The sequence below is a fragment of the Phycicoccus endophyticus genome, from assembly GCF_011326735.1.
GTDB classification, from domain to species: Bacteria; Actinomycetota; Actinomycetes; order Actinomycetales; family Dermatophilaceae; genus Phycicoccus; species Phycicoccus endophyticus.
Window position 1 is genome coordinate 80237 of record NZ_JAANCN010000005.1, and the last position, 19215, is coordinate 99451.

Annotated in this window: 18 protein-coding genes; 7 read left to right on the forward strand and 11 right to left on the reverse strand. The window is 70.7% G+C overall.

Features of this window, described 5'->3' with window-relative positions:
- Window positions 1-36 precede the first annotated feature (36 nt).
- A complete protein-coding gene (locus tag G8D98_RS07370; RefSeq protein ID WP_166101129.1) occupies window positions 37-1143 on the forward strand; it encodes an aminotransferase class V-fold PLP-dependent enzyme in 1107 nt (368 codons plus the stop codon).
- A gap of 30 nt (window positions 1144-1173) precedes the next feature.
- Here G8D98_RS07370 and G8D98_RS07375 read toward each other — a convergent pair whose 3' ends face one another.
- Window positions 1174-1881: an HAD family hydrolase gene (locus tag G8D98_RS07375; protein ID WP_166101131.1), complete on the reverse strand. Its 708-nt coding sequence runs from the start codon at window positions 1879-1881 to the stop codon at window positions 1174-1176.
- A gap of 234 nt (window positions 1882-2115) precedes the next feature.
- On the opposite strand from G8D98_RS07375, the gene G8D98_RS07380 reads away from it, so the two are divergent.
- Genes G8D98_RS07380 through G8D98_RS07395 form a run of 4 tightly spaced genes read left to right on the forward strand, consistent with a single transcriptional unit; the run spans window position 2116 to window position 4532 of the window.
- Complete coding sequence (locus G8D98_RS07380) at window positions 2116-2592, forward strand: hypothetical protein (RefSeq protein WP_166101134.1); 477 nt, start codon at window positions 2116-2118, stop codon at window positions 2590-2592.
- Entirely contained in the window at window positions 2589-3827 is a 1239-nt protein-coding gene (locus G8D98_RS07385) for an NRAMP family divalent metal transporter (RefSeq protein WP_166101137.1), read from the forward strand. Before G8D98_RS07380 ends, G8D98_RS07385 begins: the two co-directional genes overlap by 4 nt.
- Complete coding sequence (locus G8D98_RS07390) at window positions 3824-4204, forward strand: PRC-barrel domain-containing protein (protein ID WP_166101139.1); 381 nt, start codon at window positions 3824-3826, stop codon at window positions 4202-4204. The genes G8D98_RS07385 and G8D98_RS07390 overlap by 4 nt, the downstream gene beginning before the upstream one ends.
- Window positions 4191-4532, forward strand: a complete 342-nt coding sequence (locus tag G8D98_RS07395) for a PRC-barrel domain-containing protein (protein WP_166101141.1) — start codon at window positions 4191-4193, stop codon at window positions 4530-4532. The genes G8D98_RS07390 and G8D98_RS07395 overlap by 14 nt, the downstream gene beginning before the upstream one ends.
- 108 nt (window positions 4533-4640) lie before the next feature.
- On the opposite strand, the gene G8D98_RS07400 is transcribed toward G8D98_RS07395, so the two are convergent.
- The 5 genes from G8D98_RS07400 to G8D98_RS07420 all read right to left on the reverse strand — a co-directional run bounded on the left by G8D98_RS07400 (window position 4641) and on the right by G8D98_RS07420 (window position 11507).
- Window positions 4641-5789 (reverse strand): TIGR04053 family radical SAM/SPASM domain-containing protein, encoded by a 1149-nt coding sequence (locus tag G8D98_RS07400; protein WP_166101143.1) that lies wholly within the window; start codon window positions 5787-5789, stop codon window positions 4641-4643.
- Between the two features lie 258 nt (window positions 5790-6047).
- Window positions 6048-7091 carry an FtsX-like permease family protein gene (locus G8D98_RS07405; RefSeq protein WP_166101144.1) on the reverse strand — a complete coding sequence of 348 codons (1044 nt, stop codon included), beginning with the start codon at window positions 7089-7091 and terminating at the stop codon, window positions 6048-6050.
- Window positions 7092-7150: 59 nt separating this feature from the next.
- Window positions 7151-7807 carry an ABC transporter ATP-binding protein gene (locus tag G8D98_RS07410; protein ID WP_187566642.1) on the reverse strand — a complete coding sequence of 219 codons (657 nt, stop codon included), beginning with the start codon at window positions 7805-7807 and terminating at the stop codon, window positions 7151-7153.
- Between the two features lie 34 nt (window positions 7808-7841).
- Entirely contained in the window at window positions 7842-8918 is a 1077-nt protein-coding gene (locus G8D98_RS07415; protein WP_166101147.1) for a peptidoglycan-binding domain-containing protein, read from the reverse strand.
- A 1734-nt stretch (window positions 8919-10652) separates the two neighbouring features.
- Window positions 10653-11507 carry an HNH endonuclease gene (locus tag G8D98_RS07420; RefSeq protein ID WP_268238623.1) on the reverse strand — a complete coding sequence of 285 codons (855 nt, stop codon included), beginning with the start codon at window positions 11505-11507 and terminating at the stop codon, window positions 10653-10655.
- A 38-nt stretch (window positions 11508-11545) separates the two neighbouring features.
- Between G8D98_RS07420 and G8D98_RS07425 the strand changes: the two genes are divergently transcribed.
- Window positions 11546-12175, forward strand: a complete 630-nt coding sequence (locus G8D98_RS07425; protein WP_166101471.1) for a DUF488 family protein, N3 subclade — start codon at window positions 11546-11548, stop codon at window positions 12173-12175.
- 82 nt (window positions 12176-12257) lie between these two features.
- On the opposite strand, the gene G8D98_RS07430 is transcribed toward G8D98_RS07425, so the two are convergent.
- The 3 genes from G8D98_RS07430 to G8D98_RS07440 all read right to left on the reverse strand — a co-directional run bounded on the left by G8D98_RS07430 (window position 12258) and on the right by G8D98_RS07440 (window position 14811).
- The gene (locus tag G8D98_RS07430; RefSeq protein ID WP_166101154.1) at window positions 12258-12683 is read right to left on the reverse strand and encodes a hypothetical protein; all 426 of its coding nucleotides are present in this window, start codon (window positions 12681-12683) and stop codon (window positions 12258-12260) included.
- Window positions 12684-12761: 78 nt separating this feature from the next.
- Window positions 12762-14132 (reverse strand): replicative DNA helicase, encoded by a 1371-nt coding sequence (dnaB, locus tag G8D98_RS07435; protein ID WP_187566645.1) that lies wholly within the window; start codon window positions 14130-14132, stop codon window positions 12762-12764.
- Between the two features lie 403 nt (window positions 14133-14535).
- Complete coding sequence (locus tag G8D98_RS07440) at window positions 14536-14811, reverse strand: DUF2277 domain-containing protein (protein WP_166101157.1); 276 nt, start codon at window positions 14809-14811, stop codon at window positions 14536-14538.
- A gap of 94 nt (window positions 14812-14905) precedes the next feature.
- On the opposite strand from G8D98_RS07440, the gene G8D98_RS07445 reads away from it, so the two are divergent.
- Window positions 14906-16132 (forward strand): acetyl-CoA hydrolase/transferase family protein, encoded by a 1227-nt coding sequence (locus tag G8D98_RS07445; protein ID WP_166101161.1) that lies wholly within the window; start codon window positions 14906-14908, stop codon window positions 16130-16132.
- Window positions 16133-16185: 53 nt separating this feature from the next.
- Here G8D98_RS07445 and G8D98_RS07450 read toward each other — a convergent pair whose 3' ends face one another.
- Both G8D98_RS07450 and G8D98_RS07455 read right to left on the reverse strand, forming a co-directional pair.
- Window positions 16186-17541, reverse strand: a complete 1356-nt coding sequence (locus tag G8D98_RS07450) for an MATE family efflux transporter (RefSeq protein WP_229661896.1) — start codon at window positions 17539-17541, stop codon at window positions 16186-16188.
- 100 nt (window positions 17542-17641) lie between these two features.
- Window positions 17642-19189 carry a gamma-glutamyltransferase gene (locus G8D98_RS07455; RefSeq protein WP_166101164.1) on the reverse strand — a complete coding sequence of 516 codons (1548 nt, stop codon included), beginning with the start codon at window positions 19187-19189 and terminating at the stop codon, window positions 17642-17644.
- Window positions 19190-19215 lie beyond the last annotated feature (26 nt).

Genomic DNA, 19215 nt, shown 5'->3' on the forward strand with positions numbered 1-19215 from the left:
CGCGACGCCGACGCGGCCGCCGGGCACGATGGCCGGGTGGACCGCCGAGACGACTACGCCATCGCGCCGGAGCGCACCTTCCTCAACCACGGGTCGTTCGGGGCGACCCCGCTCCCCGTGCTCGAGGTGGCCCGTGGGCTGCGCGCCGAGGCCGAGCAGGACTACCCCGGCTTCTACCACGAGCGGGTCTTCCCCCTCCTGGAGGCCTCGCGCCGCGCGGTGTGCCACTACCTCGGCGTCCCCGCCGACCGCGGGGTGTTCGTCCGGAACGCGACGACCGCGATGCAGACCGTCGTCGACCACCTCGCCCTGCGGCCCGGCGACCGGGTGGTGACCACCTCGCGCGAGTACGAGGCCACCACCGTCCTGCTGCGGCTGCTCACCGCCCGCGGGGTCGAGGTGGAGACCGTCGACGGCGGGTTCTCGGGGCTGGGCGAGCGGGTCCTCGCGGCGGTCGGGCCCCGGACGCGCGCCGTCGTCGTCAGCCACGTCACCTCGCCGTGGTCGCAGGTCAACCCCGTCGACGAGCTGTCCGACGCACTCGCGGGCACCGGGGTCGCCGTCGTCGTCGACGGCGCCCACACGGCCGGGATGATGCCGATGCCGGTGGCCGGCCCGGGCGTCTTCGGGTGCCTGACCCTCCACAAGTGGCTCCACCTGCCGACGGGCACCGGCTTCCTCGTCCTGCCCGAGGAGGCCGCCCCCACGGTGCGGCCGGTGGTGACCAGTTGGTTCGCCGAGTCCGAGGACCTGGCGCGGCGGTTCTCCTGGGCCGGGACCGACGACGTCGTCGCCCACCTCCTGGGCCGGGAGGCGGTGGCCTACCAGCGCGACCTCGAGCGGGACGGCCTCGCCGACCACCGGGCCAAGCTGACGACGCACGCGCACGACCGCCTCCTGGCCGTGCCCGGGGTGTACGCCCTCCCGCCGGCACCCCGGGCGCCGGCGATGGTCGCCGTCGGCCTGCCGGCCCTGGACCCGGAGGAGCTGCTCGCCCGGCTGCACCGCCGCGGGGTCGACCTGTGGTGCGGCACCACCGGCGAGGGCCCCGTGCTGCGGCTGTCGGTGGCGCCGTACACGACCGCCGAGGACGTCGACCATGGCCTGGGCGTGCTCGATGAGGAGCTGGCCGCGCTGCGCTGAGCCGCCCGGGCGCCCGGGCGGCTCCTCGGGTCAGCGCCCGCCGCCGGACCCGGTCAGCGCCGTGGCCTCCCAGTGCTCGAGCAGGTCGGCGGTGTCCGACCAGGTCTCCACGCACCCGGCCGCCCCCAGCTCCGCGGCGCTCGTCCCCCCCGACTCCACCCCGATGCACGGCATCCCGAGCCGGCCGGCGGCCTCGGCGTCCCAGACCGCGTCGCCGACGAAGACGCACTCGGTCGGGGAGGCGCCGATCCGCTCGAGGGCCGCCTGGAGGATGTCGGTGTCGGGCTTGCTGTGCTCCGCGTCCGAGCTCGTCGTCACCTCGTCGACCCACTCGTCGGCGTCGAGGGCGCGGCGCAGCGCCTCGACGTCGCTCGGGCCCGCCGACGTGGACAGCACGACGGTCAGCCCCTCCTCGGCGCACCGGCGCAGCAGCTCGCGCGCGCCGGGCAGGGGGACGAACCGCTCGTGCCAGGCCGTGACGAGCGCGGCGTGCGCCGCGACCACGGACTCGTCGATGCTCTCGTCGTGCTCGCCGAGCAGGTGCCCGACGATGCGGTCCGCCCCGAGGCCGATGGCGCGGTGGATCCTGGCCATCGGTACGAGGTGCCCGTGCTGGCGCAGTGCCTGCCACCAGCACGTCGTGTGGGCGTAGGTGGTGTCGACGAGGGTGCCGTCGACGTCGAGGAGCACCGCCCGCGGGCGGCCGCCGGGCGTCGGGAAGGTGGCGGTGGGGGGCATCGGTGGCTCCTCGGGGCAGGCCGGTGGCGACGGGGTCCCGGAGGTCCGGGTGCCCGCCAGCCTACGCAGCCAGGGAGGTCCCCAGCAGCCCGGCAGCGGGCCGGGCCCTGTCCGCTCTCTCGCGGTTGAGCCGGTGGCCGACGGGGTATAGGCGGTCGTTACAGTCGACATCTGCGCAGGTCAGGCTCGTGTGAGCACTTGACAGCAACTTTTGCTCCATGCAAACGTTGCCCCGTGCAATCTCGTGGCGTCTCGACTCTCGCCCGGCCGGTGGCCCTCCTCGCCGCCGCCGCGCTCGTCGCCTGCGCCTGCCTCTGGTACCTCGTCCGGCCCCCGCGCACCGTGGGCGAGTACCGGCAGGAGGCCCACCAGACCCTCGCCTCCCTCGCCTCCGAGGTCGCGACCGCCCGGATGTGGGCCGACCATCTCGACCGCGGTGACGCCCCGCTCACGACCACCCGGCTCGGCCTCGCGGAGATGGAGTCCGACGCGACCGAGGCGGTCCGGCAGTTCGAGGCCTACCAGCCGCCGGTGGGGGCCGCGTCCGTGCGCGCCCGGGTCAGCGGCCTCGGCGGGCGCAGCGTGGCCGCGCTCGCGCAGCTGCGGATCGCCGCGCGCTCCGGCCGGCCCGAGGAGGTCGTGCGCCGGGGGCGTGACCTGCGGGGCCTCTCGAGGGACCTCGAGGCGGCGACGCGGGCGGTCGCGCCGTGAGTACCTCGAAAGTCTTCTCCTTCACCCTCGGCACGCTCTCGGCCATCGGGGGCTTCATCGACATCGGCGACCTCGTCGCGGACGCTCTCGTCGGCGCCCGCTTCGGCCTGCGCCTGGCCTGGGTCACCGTCCTCGCCGTCATCGGGATCATGTGCTACGCGGAGATGTCCGGGCGGATCGTCGCCGTCACCGGGCGGCCCGCCTTCGACCTCGCGCGCTCGCGGCTCGGGCCGCGGTTCGGCCTCGTCGCCCTCGTCGGCTCCTTCCTCGTCACCGGGCTGCTCGTCATGGCCGAGCTGAGCGGCATCGCGCTGTCCTTCCAGCTCGTCACCGACATCTCCTACCTGTTCTGGGTGCCGCTCGCGGCCGTGCTCGTCGGCATCGCCCTGTGGGCCCTGCCCTTCGAGATCCTCGAACGCCTCTACGGCGTCATCGGGCTCGCGATGCTCGTCTTCGTCGTCGCCGTCTGGCAGCTCCACCCGGACTGGGGCCAGATGTGGCACTCGGCCACCACGGTGCGGCCCACCGCCGGTGAGACCTGGCCCGTCTACGCCTTCCTCGGGGTCACCCTCATCGGTGCCCAGATGACCCCCTACGAGATGTTCTTCTTCTCCTCCGGGGGCGTGGAACACCGCTGGGGGCCCAAGAGCATGTCCGAGATGCGCACCAACGTGCTCGTCGGCTTCCCCCTGGGGGGCCTGCTGGCGGTCGCGATCCAGGCCGTGGCCTACCTCGTCTTCGCGCCGGCCGGTATCGAGGTCGAGCACCTGAGCCAGACCGCGTTGCCGGTCGTCGTGGCCCTGGGCAAGGTGGGGCTGGCGTTCGCGGTCGTCGGCATCTTCGCCGCCACCTTCGGCGCCACGATGGAGACCCTCTTCGCGACCGGGTACGACATCGCGCAGTACTTCGGATGGTCCTACGGCAAGGTCCAGCCGCCCGCGCAGGCGGCTCGGTTCACCGCGGTCACGGCATCGCTGCTCATCCTCTCGACCGCCCTGGCCCTCACGACGCTCAACCCGATCCGGGTCACCATCGTCGCGGTCGTCTTCAGTGCCATGCTCCTGCCCCTGGGCCTCTTCCCGGTCCTGCTCGTCGGCAACGACCACTCGGTCATGGGCGAGTTCCGCAACGGCCGGCTCGCCAACACCCTCGGCACGGCGACCCTGGCCCTGAGCATCCTCGTCGCGCTCGTCGCCATGCCCCTGCTCGTCTGGACCCGAGGAGGCAGCGGATGACTCCGGCACACCGCACCATGGCCATGCGGCACGACGTGCTCGACCGGCAGGTCGTCGACAGCGAGGGTCGCCCGGTGGGCCGCGTCGACGACGTCGAGCTCGACGAGGACGGCGCGGCGGTGGCCCTGCGCGTGGGGATGGCCGCGCTGGCGCCCCGGCTCGGCGGCTGGGTGGGGCAGCTCCTGGGTGGCCTCGCCCATCGGCTGGCCGAGGGCGAGCCGTCGCCCGCGGTCCCGGTCGAGCGCGTCACGAAGTGGTCCCCGCTGGTCCACCTCGATGTCCCCGTGCGCGAGCTGGACGGCGTCGCGGGGCTGGAGGGATGGCTGGGGACCCGGGTCGTCGGACGTCTCCCAGGAGGTGGCGATGCGCGCGTCTGAGCTGCTCGGCCGCCCCGTGGTCGACTCCGAGGGGCACTCGCTGGGCCCGGTGCGCGACCTGCGCCTGGACCACGGGGCCACCGCCGGGCGGGTCCGTGCCCGGTGGGTCGTGGTCGGCGGGCACGAGCTGGCCCACCGTCTCGGCTACGTCGACGGCCGTACCCGCGGCCCGGCCGTACTCGCCCGGCTGCTGCGCGGCGGCTGGCGCGACACGGCGCTCGCCGTGCCGGTCGCGGCCGTGGCCTCCTGGGGTCCGGACGTCGTCAGACTCTCGCGGCCGGCCACCGAGACGGCCCGGCCGGTGTCCGAGCTGAGGGAGTCACTGTGAGGAGGCGAGCATGCTGACCACCGCCGAGGCCCTCGTGGCCGGTTGGGGGGTGCTGGTCCTCGCGGTCGGGGTCCTGGTCCTCCTCGTCCGCCGCCGCTGAGGGCGCGGTCAGCCCCCGACGGAGGCCGGCACTCGTCCGGCCGGCTGGTAGCTGCAGGCCGGGTCCTCGCCGAGCGGGTCGCCGGAGGCGGCGTAGGCACGCGCCCGCGAGCCCCCACAGAGGTCCGCGTACTCGCACACGCCGCACCGGCCCGTGAAGCGGGCCGCCCGGATGTCCTGCAGGAGAGGGGTGTCGCGGTAGAGCTGGGCCAGGGGCTGCTCGGTGACCGAGCCGAGCGGCAGCGGCAGGAAGCCGGCCGGCGTCACCTCGCCGTCGTAGGCGACGAAGACGAGGCCCTTGCCGTCGCGGGTCCGCGCGGTCTGCGCGCGCACCCGGGCCGCCGGCTCGCCCAGGAGCTCGGTGAGCCGGGCGGCGAGGCGGCGGTAGATCGGGGTCTGCGGAGCGGGCCGGCCCTCCTCCCGCCAGGCCACCACCCGACGGAAGAACGGCGCCTCGACCGTGCGGACGACGAAGCCGTACTGGCTGGCGTCGTAGAGCAGGTGGCAGACCTCCTCGTGCTGCTCGGGGGTGATGGCGCCCTCGGCGACCCCGCGCCCCACGTGGACGAGGAAGAAGACCTCCCAGATGTGCGCACCGGCGTCCTTGACGAGGCGGGCGACGTCGGCGAGCTCGTCGAGGTTGGCCGACATCACCGTCGTGTTGACCTGGACCGTCAGGCCGGCCTCGGACAGCGCCCGCAGGGCCGGCAGGGTCTCGGCGAAGTGGCCGGGGATGCCGCGGACCCCGTCGTGGGTCTGCGCGCGGGCGCCGTCGAGGCTGATCGAGACGGCGTTGACGCCGGCCTCGACCATCCGGGTGACCGTCTCGGGCGTCAGCTGCGGGGTCACCGACGGGGAGAGGGCGGTGGGGATGCCCCGGGCCCGCGCCGCCGCGACGAGCTCCCAGATGTCCGGACGCAGCAGGCAGTCGCCGCCGGTGAGCACGAGGATCGGGTAGGGGCGCCCGAAGCCGGCGACCTGGTCGATGAGGTCGAGGCCCTCCTCGTGGGTCAGCTCCCCGGGCAGCGCCCCGGCCATGGCGTTGGCGCGGCAGTGCTTGCACGCCAGCTGACAGGCCCGGGTCACCTCCCAGAACACGAGCATCGGACGCTGGTCGAAGCTGACCTTGCTGGGTGCCGTGGGGGAGGGGCGTGGCAACGGGGGCCGTCCTGGTCGTCGTCGGTCGGCACCACGAACGGGTGTCGCCCGCAATCTACTCCGGCACGGCGGCCGGGCTTCGCCCAGCACCCCGCCCTCCGGGGTCGGCACGACGTCCGGCAGAACTGGCCCCGAGCGAGCCATCCGGCACTCGACGCATCAGTCGCCGTACTCCGACATCAGTGTCGAGAAGCATCGAAGATTGCGCGCTCTCCTACGGGGTACTTTGCACGATCAGATCCCGCGTGAGGTGCGGCTCTACGGGACCCTCAATTCGTGGAGAGGGTCCCGGTTCGCGGCATAGGTCGCCGGAACGCTGGCAGCGAGGGCTGCGGTAGCCGTGAGTCCGACCACTACGGCCATGACGTAGCTCGGGCGCGGGATTTGCGTGTTCAGCATGGACAGCGTGGCGGTGCAGAACAGGGCGCCCATGGTGGAGGCGAGTGCGGCCGTCAGGGCCACCTGGCCGACGACGAGCGCGATGATCGTCGCGCGCGTGGCGCCGAGGGCGCGGCGGCGGCCGAGATCCTTGCGCCGGCCGAGGACGAATCCCCAGACGATGACCAGAGATATTGCGGTGGAGATAGCGAGGACGGCTAGGACGATGACGCGGGCTTGTTTGGTCAGTTCACCACCGATGGCCTGGCGCAATGTGGCCAGGCGTTCGGAGGACGAGAGGCTGACGTTCTCATCGGGGAGTTCACTCAGCAGGGGGGCGACAGTCTTCCCGAGGAAGGCGACGTCCTCCGGGCTCTTGGCGAGGATGACAATGGTGGAGAGGCTGGCCTTCCCGTGCGGGTCCGCGGGCGTCGGGATCACGACGAGTGGCTCGAAGGACTGCAGGTAGTCCGGTGGGGTGACAACGCCGGCGACCGTGTATTCCGGGCCGTCGATGATCCGTATAGTCCCGGCCCCAGGCGGCAGTCCAAGGGTTCGGCTGGCTTGCATCGAGAGCCAGGCGAGCTGCACTGTGGCCTCATTCGGGGTCCTCGGCGTGGCCTGGACGTTGCCGATCACTCCGTATGCCAACCGCGCGCCGACGCGGGTTCCGTCAGGCAGTGCTGCGGCGGTGACGTCGCGGACCGGCCCGAACCCCACGACGGTTTCAACGAGGGGGATGGTCGCGATGGTGTCGACCAACTGGGTCGCCAACAACGGGCTGTCGCCAGTGGACTGGATGACGAGCGTGCGAGTTCCCTGTTGGTCCACAGTCCGCAGAACAGCTTCTTCAGTGGCCGCAGCGCGACCACTGGTCATAAGGATTGTCGTCGTCGCTGCGGCAACGAGGACCGCGGTGACCACTGTGAAGACCCGTTGCGACCACGCGGAGGCCGCAACCTCTCGCAGGAATCGGGCCGGGCTCACGCGCTGACCCCCTCGTGGAGCGGATCAAGTGAGATGCGCCGATCGGCCCACCCCGCGACAGTCGGGTCGTGCGTAACGACAATGGCGCAACCACCCGTGACGGCGTGTTCCCGGAACGCTTCGAGCACGGTGGCCGCCGACCGTGGATCCAGGTTGCCCGTGGCCTCATCGGCTACGAGGATGTCCGGCTCACCCAAGAGTGCGCGGCACAAGGCAATGCGCTGGGCCTGACCTCCCGAGATCTGACCCGGCCGGCGATCGGGTGGGATCGCGATGTCGAACCGATCCATGAGCTCGCGGGCCCTCTGGGCGGCCTCACGCCGCGACTGGTTCCGGTATAGGGACGCTTCTATGATGTTGTCCAGCACACTGCGGGTGGGATCGAGTGCGGCGTCCTGAAACACGAAGCCAAACCTCCAGGCTCGAATGCGCGAGCGAGCGGCATCGGAGAGGTGGTCCACCCGCTGGCCGTCGATCTCCACAGCGCCAGCCGTCAATTTGACCATGAGCCCCAGCAGGTACAGGCGGGTGGACTTTCCGCAGCCTGACGGCCCGGTGATCGCCGTGACCGTACCGGGATGGAACTCCGCACTCCAATCGTCAACGATCGGGCTGTCGGTCCCATACCCGAACACCGCGCCCCTGACCCGCACGCGCGGGCCAAGGTACGCGCCCCCCGTAGGGGCCTCAAGGCTGGGCATCATCAGCGATCCGGATCTTCTGCCCGACCGCGACGCCCTCTACGACGGCACGGCCGCCCGAGCTCGCCACGACGGTCACCGGCATCCGGGTCCCGTCCTCCGCTAAGACAGCTGCGCTCCCATCGGTGCCGACGACAAGGGCAGTCGTCGGCACGACGACGCCTGCGGTCATGGGGATAAGCTCGATCCTCGCCGCCAGGGCAGCCTCTCCGCCTGGCGGGATACTCGAGCAGTCTCGCTCACAAATCGACGAGGATCCCTTGGTCGGTCCCAGACGTGCGATAGCTGCACCATCGGTGCCGAAATCTCCGATCTCCGTGATCTCGGCATCCCACGTGTACTCGCTCTTCGAGATCTGCACCGACATTCCGGTCCGTACCAGGGCTGCCTGGCTCTCCGGCAGGGTGATCGTGAACGTGGGAGCAGCTGGTAGAACCTTGATGCCCACACCCTCGAGCGTGACGGTAGCGTCATCCGGCGCAGCAGGAGAACTTCCCGGGCTCACCACCGAACCGACATGGAAGCCTTGAAGGGCCACCTTGGCCGGTAGTTCCGGCACGAACAAGAGCCTCCCAAGCGGCACCTCGCCGGTAGGGCGCTCGCCATGCTCGCGCTGCCACCGCTCGACACCCCTTGCCGTGCCGGGGCCGAAGCGACCATCCGGTGCGGTGTCCATCAACCCCAATGACTTCAGCAGGGCCTGCAGCTGCCGGACATCGTCCCCGCGAGCTCCCTGCCCCAGCGTACGGAACGCAGGCACCGAACCCTGCGCGACCCACACCGGCTCGAGGTCGACGTCGTAAACCGCGTCACCAGCCTGAACTTCCCCCGAGCCGGTGACCCGAACTTTGGTGACCGTGCCTGTCGCGACGTTTGCCACCAAACCGCCACCGGTCCACCGCGCTTCCGCATTCAAATCGATAGTCCGGCCCACTGAACCATCCGTCGCGGCCATCACAACAAACGCTGGACCGCTCGGAAGCGGCGCTGGAGGAGCGAGCAGCACACGCGCTGCCCAACCCAAGCCGACCCCCACGATGAGAGCGGCCACGAGCGCGGCCACCAGCACCCTACGCCTTCGCACGCTTCCCATGCGGACGCCAACCTGCGGAACGGTCCCAACCATCGAGTCTCCACCCACCCCTGATGAACCTACCTGCGCGCGCAGTCGTCAACAGAAGAATGGGAGCAGGCCGTGAACACCGGCTGCATGCGGCGCGCAACTAGTCCCGGGAGCACCACCGGCAGCGCCACACCCCCCGCCAGACGTGTGATCAAGACTCGGCCCTCCAACCTTTGCCGTCGGAGCGCCAGTATGACGGCGCGGATTTCGAGGGGGCTACATGACACGCGCCCCAGAAGCTAGTCCGGCAAAGCAGTGTGCGAGCAGCCGCAGCGGGGTTCTCCTTCCCCGAGTGCGCGGTCACGATCCTGGCGGTGATCTCGAGGGGGCTGACCTCGCTGCGGTCAGGCGCAGTGACGCTGGACGTCGGAATGAGGATTCGGCGGGCTATCACCCGGGACCGCTCGGAATCAGCATTCCTCCATTGCGGGAAAAACGCTTCCCCGGATCTACACGCCCGTCGCCGACCACCGAGCCTCGAAGGATCCGGGCTAACGAAGCAGGTGACGGTCATCAGGCGATTTCTTCGAGGCGTCTCTTATAACCGAACTTGGAGGTGCTAGCCAGGCTGTGGGCAAGTCCGATTGACTTCATCCCATTTGCTGGCACTGAGATCCGCGACGTCATTGAATGGTGACCATGGTTCGCGCCCCCCCAGATAGTCGTCGACAAACTTCTCCTCCGAGGGTGGATCTGAGATTGAATATCCGAGCCTCTCCAGGCACGCTTTGGACTTAACAAGCGCGACATATTGCGATTTAACGCGCTCCTCCGTCAGGGGCTTCGCGTTCGGCTGGGGCCCGGCCTTCGACTCACATTCCCGTACTGCGTTCTGGAATGAAGAACGTTGATTAGTGGGAAGTGAATCCACCGCAATTCCATCTCCGGTGGCCGCGATACTTACGCCCGTCCAGCCCGCATCGTGCATACAACTCACCACTCTCGCTACCCAAGCCTGAAGAGGTTGTTCGCTGACCGCTGGCGAACTTTGCGGATTCTCGGCGCTGGGCGACGGCGAACAAGCGGTAAGGATGGCTAAAAGGAACGCGCCATAGACCACCAAGATGGGACTAGCGGGCTGTGCCCAATTATGGCGTCCCATTGATGCAGTAGGCGTAGGTCCCAGAGTTGCCAATCGACCCATTTGTTTCGACGAACCAGAACCCGCCCCCACCGCTGGTGGCATTTTTTGCCGTTACCTTCCAGGTGCTGCCGTTGTAGAAGACCCCGTACCCGGTGTCGGGCGGATAATGCTCAGTTGTTCCAGTCGAGTAGGCCCTCGAAACGCCGGTTTGATTCGCCGTACAGTTCTTTGTTCCGCTCTTTCCGACACTTGCTTGCGCCGCCGCGGGAACCAGCAGAGTCATCGCAACGGCCACCGCAGCAGCCATCGAAACCTTGATTGTAGTCATTTCACCCACCCCAATTTTCCGAAAACTACAGACCTGACGATGTGACGCTAACGGCGCGCCACTAGACATGTCAAGAAGTATGGCGTGCACGCTTGCTTGGTCGGGAAGGGGACACTTCGGTGATGGGAGTCAGCGGGGAGGCGGACGGGCATGAGCACGTGCCGGTAGTCGGGAGGGACTGCTGCACGGATTGGTGGCATCTGGTTTGGCTTGCCTGCGGGGTGGGCCTGCGGGCAACCGGCGAGAGCACCATGCCGAGTTCCTACACAGCCTTGGGGTAGAGAAGGGTTTCCGACCCCGTGGCCTTCAGCCAGTGCCGATACGGCGCCAAGCTAGGACCGGTGAGACACACATACATCTCAAGGCCGAAGATGGACATAGCGAAGATGATGTGCTGGTCGCCGAGGACAAGGAAGTCAAGTTCTGAGACGCGTTGGTCGCCCGGTTCGTCGTCCGCGAACTGGGTATCCGCCTCGTAGATCCGTCGAACGGAGACCTCCCACGTGTCTGGTCCCTGCCCGTACCGGACGAATCGGCGACAGGGATCCAATTCTGGCGCGCCATCGAAGTTCACGAGAGAGCCGACGTGGTGCAGGTTCTCCAGGGCGATGTACTCGTAGCCCGACTTTGCGACGAACCTCGCGACTTCCCTTGATGTCCTCAAGGAGTCGGGGGCCGCGGCGTAGCCGACTGTCGGGCGCGAGGCACCTGTGAAGGCCCCCTTGGTGACCACCTCAGGAGCATCGACCTCGAGCAGCCTCCGCGCGGAACTTCGGTCGAGAATCATCTCGGCCTCCATCCCGTTCGCCAACCTGACAGGCATGTTGGGGATCCGTCCGCGTTTGTTGCCAACCCCCTGCAAGTGCCGCAAAGCCACCATTGCTGCTGAGCTCACGACGGGCGCCTCCACCTTCCGCCCAAGGTAGTTGTTGCACGCGTTGCACACCGCTCCCGGCGAGAGGACGAGACTATCGTTCTCCAACGCTTCCGGCACGATATGCTCCCAACTCACTGACAAGCGGGAGTCGCCATCGCAGAAGATGCACAAGGACAGTGAGGCCGACGCAGCCTGAGGCACGAACGCTCCTTTCAGGCCCGGGTCGGACCTCGGCCGCATAGTAATGATTTACTACACCTGTGAGCCCCGAGTCTTCCATGCCCCGGACCCGCAGTCAGGCCCTCGGCTCAGGAATCGCGCAAGCGCGTTGGGAGCGCGGCATCACCCAAGGGGAGCTCGCGACTGCCTCGGGGGTAGGACTTGAGACATTGCGGAAGCTCGAGCAAGGGCACGTCGAGCAGCCTGGAGTGTTTCGGATCGCCGCCATCGCGGATGCTCTGGAGATGGCTGTGGATTCGCTCTTGCCCGCGCGGCCGCATCCGGTGTCGTCGGTCGGGTATGAAGGCTGCGATATCGCATCGTTCGTCGATGCGATCCAGGCGGCCAACGTCGACCTAGTTGCTGACGTTCGCCTCACACCTCTGAGCCGGAAGCAAGGGTTCAGCAAGGCGCGCCTGGACTCGGCCCTCGGGGAGATCGGCGTGCGATACGAGCACCTACGGTCCCTGGGGAATGCCAAGGAGAACCGACCGCTCTTTGCCGGCGCGGAGCTGGAGGTCGGGCGGGCACGCTATCGAGCCGGCCTCCGGACCCCCGAGGCGAAGCGCGCCCTCGATGAGTTGGCCTCTTGGCGACAAGAGCATCACGTCGTTTTGCTCTGTTTCGAGCGAGATGAGCGGCGATGCCACCGCTCCGTCGTGCTCGAGGAGCTGGCTCAGTTGGGGTAGTACACCCCGAGCACGTGGAACACCTGGTGGCGTTTGGCTTGGTTGCCGACGAAGAAGGCCGGCCGCCGTGGCGCCTGGAACATCATGTCGACGAACTTGGCTCGAAGTGCGCCGCGAACGACGGCATCGCTTGCGCCGCTGAGCCGGCGCTGGAGAGCCACGAGCTCCCAGTCGATGATGCTCTGCTCGTGACTGCGGCACGAGGGCTCGAAACACTTTCAGCGATAACGACCTTCGAATCGAGGTCCTCGAGCGCACTCTTGTCTGCAGTGTCGAAGAGATCGAGTTGATTGACATAGGCATCGATCTTGGCTTGCTCGTCTTGCGACCAGCCTGGGTGGTCAGTGACCCGGAGGTCGATGAGTTCTCGGACTGGCACGAGGCCGAGCGACGCGTCGGCAGCTTCCGCCTGGTTCTCGCGGTTCAGGGCGCACATGGTGTCTGTCACCGTTGGGTCCAGCAGGGCTTGCCGCCGCTTCCATGGGTCGAGATGGTCGACGACCGTCATCGTCGACATATCAGGTCGCCAGGACTCGACTCGATTGTCGCCGGTGGCGGGAGTGGCCCGAACGCGGATGATGTCGTATCAGAAGCCGCCGTCGCGAGCCATGTTGTTGAAGCGCGAGTAGTGGCCCTGGAAGGCCAGGACGAGGTCCTTCGTCGGCCCGTTGCGGTGCTTGGCCACGATGACGTCCGCCTCGCCGTCGCGCTCGGGGTCGGAGCGGTCCCGGTGCAGGAGGATGACGACGTCGGCGTCCTGCTCGATCGAGCCCGACTCGCGCAGGTCCGACATCTGGGGGCGCTTGTCGGTGCGCTGCTCCGGACCTCGGTTCAGCTGGGAGATCGCGACGACCGGCACCTCGAGCTCCTTGGCGAGCAGCTTCAGCGCCCGGGAGAACTCGGCGACCTCCTGCTGGCGGGACTCGACCTTCTTGCCGCTCGTCATCAGCTGGAGGTAGTCGATGACGACGAGCTTGAGGTTGTGCTGCTGCTTGAGCCGGCGCGCTTTGGCCCGGATCTCCATGAGCGACATGTTCGGGCTGTCGTCGATGAACAGCGGCGCGTTGGAGATCTTCCCCATGATCCGCGCCAGCTTGGTCCACTGCTCCTGGTTCTTCAGCCCTCGGCGCAGGTCCTGCAGCTGGATCGTGGCCTCCGCCGAGAGGATGCGCATCGTGATCTCGGTGCGGCTCATCTCCAGCGAGAACACGGCCGCCGCCATGTCGTGCTTGATCGCCGCCGTGCGCACGATGTCGATGCCCAGCGTCGACTTGCCGACCGCCGGACGGGCCGCGACGACGACCATCTGCCCGGGGTGCAGGCCGTGGGTCAGCTCGTCGAGCTCGATGAACCCCGTGGGCACCCCGATCAGCTCGTCGGTGCGCCCCGAGGCGGCCTCGATCTCCTCCATCGTCTCGTTGAGCAGCTCGCCGAGGGCGTGGTAGTCCTCCCCGCCGCGCTTCTCGGCGACCGAGTACACCTCCGCCTGGGCGCGGTTGACGATGTCGTCGATGTCCCCCTCGCCCTGGGCGTAGCCCATCTGGACGATCCGGGTGCCCGCCTCGACCAGCCGCCGCAGCACCGCCCGCTCGTGGACGATCTCCGCGTAGTAGCCGGCGTTGGCCGCGGTCGGCACCGACTGGATGAGCTGGTGCAGGTAGGCCTGGCCGCCCACCCGCGCGAGGTCACCGCGCTTGGAGAGCTCGTCGGCGACGGTGATCGCGTCCGCCGGCTCACCCCGGCCGAACAGGTCGAGCACGGCGTCGAAGATCGCCTCGTGCGCCGGGCGGTAGAAGTCGTGGGCCTTGACCTCCTCGAGGCAGTCGGCGATGGCGTCCTTGTCGAGGAGCATCGAGCCGAGCACCGACTGCTCGGCGTGGAGGTCCTGCGGGGGGACGCGCTCGTCGGGGCGTGCCGAGGGCTCGGCGTACGCCTCGCTCAGCTCCGCGATGCTCACCCGCGACCCCTTCCTCCCGCTCCTGGTCCGTTGCTCGGGACGCCTTCGACCCGCCGGGGCCCATGGGGAGAATCGCACCAGAGGCCACCGACAGCCGGGACGCCCGAGTCACCGTAGGACCGCCGGTCACGGGCCACCAAGCCGAACGAGGCACATCGGCCGAACGGCTGGGGAGAACCTGTGGAGGGCTTGGGGAAAACGCCGAGGACCGTTGTGCACCGTCGGTGGAGAACCCTGTGGACGCACCACCCGCGCCGTCGTCCGCGAGGCCGTGACCTGCAAGAACGCCGTCCACCTCATGTGCACCGGAGAAAGTCCCGGGCGTGTCACGGTCCACAGGCCGGCCGCTCCCTCGGGCCACCGCGTCACCGCCGAGCGCCCCGCGTTCGGGCGCCCGAGCCGGTCAGCCGACGCGGTCGTAGCGCTGCGCGGCCCGGGCCCGGGCCTTGGCCGCCTCGACCTCGCGGTCCCGGGGCGGTGCGGTCGTCACGAGCTCCTCGAGCAGCCGCCTGGTCGCCTCGGCCACGGTGTCGACGGCCCGCTCGAAGGCCTCCTGGTTCGTCCGCGAGGGCCGGGTGGTGCCACCGACCTTGCGCACGTACTGCAGCGCCGCGGCCGACACCTCCTCGTCGGTGGCGGGGGGCTCGAGGTTCTGCAGCGGGCGGATGTTGCGGCACATCCCCCCACGGTAGGGCGGGACCGCAGGGATCGCCCGGGAGAGGAAAGGCTGACCTGCGCTGTGGGGCCCGGGCCGGACCGGCCATGATGGGGGCATGAGGACCGTGAGTCTCGAGCAGCTCGGCCGCCACCTCGCCGCCCTCCCGGGCACCCCCCGCGTCGTCGTCTCCGGCAACGTGTCCGTGCCCTGGGAGGCCGTGCGCGTTCTCGACGAGGCCCGTGAGACCTACGTCATCAACGCGCTCAACGCACCGCCCGGCATCCCCGACCGTCCCGGCGTCACCGCCGAGACGAGCTTCGTCGGCGGCGGCATGCGCCGGCACTCCAACCTCTCCTACGTCCCGAGCCGGCTCTCGCTCGTCCCGGTGCTCTTCGCCGGCCCGCTCGCACCGGACGTCGTCATCGTCCACTGCGCCCCGGCGCGCGACGGCGTGCTCTCCCTCGGGCTCGAGGTCAACGTCCTGCCCGCCGCCATCGAGGCCTGCCGGGCCCGCTCCGGGCTCGTCGTCGCGGTCGTCAACGACCGGATGCCGTACACGATGGGCGACGCCCTGCTCGACACCAGCGCCGTCGACCTCGCCGTCGAGGTCTCCACCCCGATGCCCTCGCACGACCCCCTCGTCCCCGACGAGGACAGCCGGCACATCGGCGAGCGGGTCGCCGCCCGGGTCGGCGACGGCGCGACGATCCAGGCGGGCATCGGCGGCATCCCGGACGCCACGATCGCGGCGCTCATCGACCGGCACGGGCTGCGGGTGTGGACCGAGATGTTCTCCGACGGCGTCGTCGCGCTCGAGCGCGCCGGCGCGCTCGACCCCGACCAGCCCCTGGTCACCTCCTTCCTCTTCGGCTCCCAGGACCTCTACGACTGGGTCGACGGGAACCCCCGGGTGCGGATGACCCGCACCGAGACGACGAACGACCCGGGGCTCATCGCCCGGCAGCGCGCGATGACCTCGGTCAACTCCGCCCTCGAGGTCGACCTCTTCGGGCAGGCCAACGCCTCACGGATCGACGCGCGCATCCACTCCGGCTTCGGCGGGCAGACCGACTTCGTCGTCGGGGCGCTGCACTCGCGCGGCGGGCAGTCGTTCATCGCCCTGCGCTCCTGGCACCCCAAGGCCGACGTCTCGACGGTCGTGCCCCTGCTGGACGAGCCGGTGACGAGCGTGCAGCAGAGCGCCATCGTCACCGAGCAGGGCGTCGCCGAGCTGTTCGGCTACGACCAGCGCGGCCAGTGCCGGCACATCATCCGCGACGCTGCGCACCCCAACGTCCGTGACGAGCTGTGGGAGGAGGCCGCCGGGCTCGGCCTCGCCTGAGCCCGGTTCGGGCACACCGAACCCGCGCGCCCCCGGCACGGACGCCGCTGGCGTCAGCGGACCGCACCTGCCACCATCCACCGGTCGGTGCGCACCCGCATCCACATGAGCGTCCCGCGCACGGACATGAACACCGTGAACGCGAGCCACAGCCAGGTCACCGCGTTGACCTGACCGCGGGTCGAGCCGTCGTCGAGCAACCAGTCCCCGCCGGCGTGCACGAGCAGCACGACGGGCAGGTAGGCGAGCAGGGTCGCGCTCATGGCCCCGGCGAGCCACCGCCCGTCGCCGGCACCGATGAGCACGCCGTCGACGACGAAGACGAACCCCGAGAGCGGCTGGCCGAGCGCGACGACGACGAGCCCGCCCGCGATCGCCGCCTGGACGGCCTCGTCGGGCGTGAACCAGCCACCCACCCAGGGCCGCACGAGCAGCAGCCCGATGCCGAGGACCACCCCACCGAGCACCCCCCAGCGGACCATCATCCGGGTCGCCGAGCGGGCCGCCGCCAGCTCACCCGCCCCGAGCCACCGCCCGGTCACCGCCTGGGCGGCGATGGCCACCGCGTCGAGGGCGAAGGTGAGGAAGGACCACACCGTCGAGGTCACCTGGTAGGCGGCCAGCGGGACGTCCCCGAGGCCGGCGGCGACCCACGTCGTCACGAGCAGGACGGCCCGCAGGGCGAGTGTGCGCACGAGCAGCGGCACCCCACCGCGCGCGGCCGCGAGGACCCGCCCCGGGTGGGCGCGCAGGGTGACGGCGGTGCGTGCCGCCTCCCGTGCGAGCATCGCGCCGAGCGCGAGCGCCATCCCGGTCTGGGCGATGACCGTGCCCCACGCCGACCCCGCGATCCCCCAGCCGAGGCCGTGGACGAACCACAGGCTGAGCAGGCCGTTCGTCGTGAACCCGGCGACCGAGACCACGAGCGGGGTCCGGGTGTCCTGCAGGCCACGCAGGACTCCCGTCGTCGCGAGGACGACGAGCATCCCGGGCAGCCCGAGGGCCGACACCCGCAGGTAGGTCGCCGCCTGGTCCAGGGCGGCGGCCGAGGCACCGAAGAGACCGGCCAGGTCACGGGCGAACAGCGCGACGAGCGCCGAGGTCACCGCCCCGAGCAGCACCGCCAGCCAGGTGCCGTCGATGCCGGCCGTCACCGCGCCCGACCGGGACCCGGCCCCGAGCTGGCGGGCGACGACGCTCGTCGTGCCGTAGGCGAGGAAGACGAAGACGTTGGCGGCGGTGAGCAGCACCGCGCTGGCCACCCCGAGCCCGGCCAGGGGCGCCACCCCGAGCCGCCCGACGATCGCGGAGTCGACGAGCAGGAAGATCGGCTCGGCGACGAGGGCGAGGAAGGCCGGCACGGCCAGCCTGAGCACCTCGCGGTGCTGGCCCTCGGGGGACGCGCTCACGGCGGAACTCTCGCACGTGCGGGCACCGGGCGCGCGGAGCGCGCGGACGGCGGACGCCCCGGGCCGGCAGTGGGCCGGGCAGCCGGGCGGGCGGGCGGGGTCAGCCGCCGGCGCCCGCGGGGCCCGGGACGACCTCGACGGCCGCCTCGCGTCGCGGGTCGCCCGCGGCGAGCACCGTGCCGTCCTCCCGGCGGTACGCCGCCCCGACGCCACCGAAGTACATCGACACCGAGCCGTGGTCGGTGGCCGCCAGGCCGGCCTCGCGCACAGCGGCGGTGATCGCCGGGTCCGACTCGTGCTCGACCACCGGGCGGCCGGCGTCGTCGAAGCGCACGTGCAGGCGCGGGGCGTCGACCGCCGCCTGGAGGTCGGCGCCGTGGAGGCAGCCCTGGCCGAGGACCTGCATGAGGGCCGTCGTGATCCGGTCTGCACCGGGCGACCCGACCGCGATGACCCGCCCGTCGTCGGTGCGGCCGGTGGTGGGCGCCATGTTCGAGGCCATCCGGGTGCCCGGCGCGAGGGCGTGCAGCCCGAGGCGGTTCAGCTCCGGCTCGCCGAGTGCGTTGTTGAGCAGGAGGCCGGTGCCGGGCACGGTCACGCCCGCGCCGTAGCCGGCCGACATCGTCACCGCGCAGGCGAGCCCGTCGGTGTCGACCGCCGAGACGTGCGCCGTCGAGGCGGAGGTCGGCAGCCCGGCGAGCCCGTGCCGGTCGACCGCGGCGAGCAGCGCGTGCCCCGCCGCGTCGAGGTCGGTCGCGACGTCGTGGACGGCGAGCCGGTAGCGCAGGACGGCGGTCTGGATGGCGAGCACGTCGGACCACCCGTAGTCGCCCCGTCGCGCGAGCTCGCCGAGCATCGCCGCGAGCATCGGCCCGCCCACCGACGGCGGCGGGTTGACCGCGAGGTCCCACTCGCCGACGGTGCGCCGCACCGGTTCCCGCTCGAGCGGACGGTGGGCCGTCAGGTCGGCCGCGGTGACCAGCCCCTCGTGCCGGGCCATGTCCTCGACCATCGCCCGGCCCACCTCGCCGGTCGACAGCAGGGCCGAGCCCTCTCGGCCGAGGAGGTCCAGCAGGTCGGCGAGCGCGCCGTTGGTCGCCACCTCCCCGGCACGCAGCGGTGAGCCGTCACGGCGGGTGACGAGGGCGTGCGCCTCGGGGTCCGGCCCGAACAGGCTCCCCGCGACGAACCCGAGGTAGCGTCCGGCGGCGCCGCCGACGACGTAGCCCGCGCGGCAGGCGTCGGCGGCCGGGGCGACGGCCTCGGCCCACGGCGCCCGGCCGAAGCGGGCGACGGCGTGCTCGCAGGCCGCCGCGGCGCCCGGCGTGGCGACCGACCCGTGCCCGACGAACATCGTCACGCCGCCGCCGTAGTCGGTGTGCACCTGGCGCACCCCACGGCCGAAGGCCTCCGGTGGCAGGCCACGGCCGGGCATCTCGACGTTGCCGTCGACGACCACCGGGTCCTCGCCCGGTGCCCACACCGAGACGAACGCGCCGCCGCCGAGCGAGACGATGCCGGGCTCGGTCGCCATCGCCGCCAGCGCGGCCGCCACCGCGGCGTCCACGGCGTTGCCGCCGGCGCGGGCGAGCGCGCGGCCGGCCCCCAGCGAGACCGGGCCGGTCGCCGCGATCGCCACCTCACCCATCGCCCGCATCCTGCCACCGCCGCACC

Excerpts from the sequence above, each read along its gene's own strand:
- G8D98_RS07425 (WP_166101471.1), top strand. The coding sequence starts at position 11,546 with ATGCCCCGGACCCGCAGTCAGGCCCTCGGCTCAGGAATCGCGCAAGCG.
- G8D98_RS07395 (WP_166101141.1), top strand. The coding sequence starts at position 4,191 with ATGCGCGCGTCTGAGCTGCTCGGCCGCCCCGTGGTCGACTCCGAGGGG.
- G8D98_RS07455 (WP_166101164.1), bottom strand. The coding sequence starts at position 19,189 with ATGGGTGAGGTGGCGATCGCGGCGACCGGCCCGGTCTCGCTGGGGGCC.
- G8D98_RS07390 (WP_166101139.1), top strand. The coding sequence starts at position 3,824 with ATGACTCCGGCACACCGCACCATGGCCATGCGGCACGACGTGCTCGAC.
- G8D98_RS07375 (WP_166101131.1), bottom strand. The coding sequence starts at position 1,881 with ATGCCCCCCACCGCCACCTTCCCGACGCCCGGCGGCCGCCCGCGGGCG.
- G8D98_RS07440 (WP_166101157.1), bottom strand. The coding sequence starts at position 14,811 with ATGTGCCGCAACATCCGCCCGCTGCAGAACCTCGAGCCCCCCGCCACC.
- G8D98_RS07430 (WP_166101154.1), bottom strand. The coding sequence starts at position 12,683 with ATGACGGTCGTCGACCATCTCGACCCATGGAAGCGGCGGCAAGCCCTG.
- G8D98_RS07445 (WP_166101161.1), top strand. The coding sequence starts at position 14,906 with ATGAGGACCGTGAGTCTCGAGCAGCTCGGCCGCCACCTCGCCGCCCTC.
- G8D98_RS07420 (WP_268238623.1), bottom strand. The coding sequence starts at position 11,507 with ATGCGGCCGAGGTCCGACCCGGGCCTGAAAGGAGCGTTCGTGCCTCAG.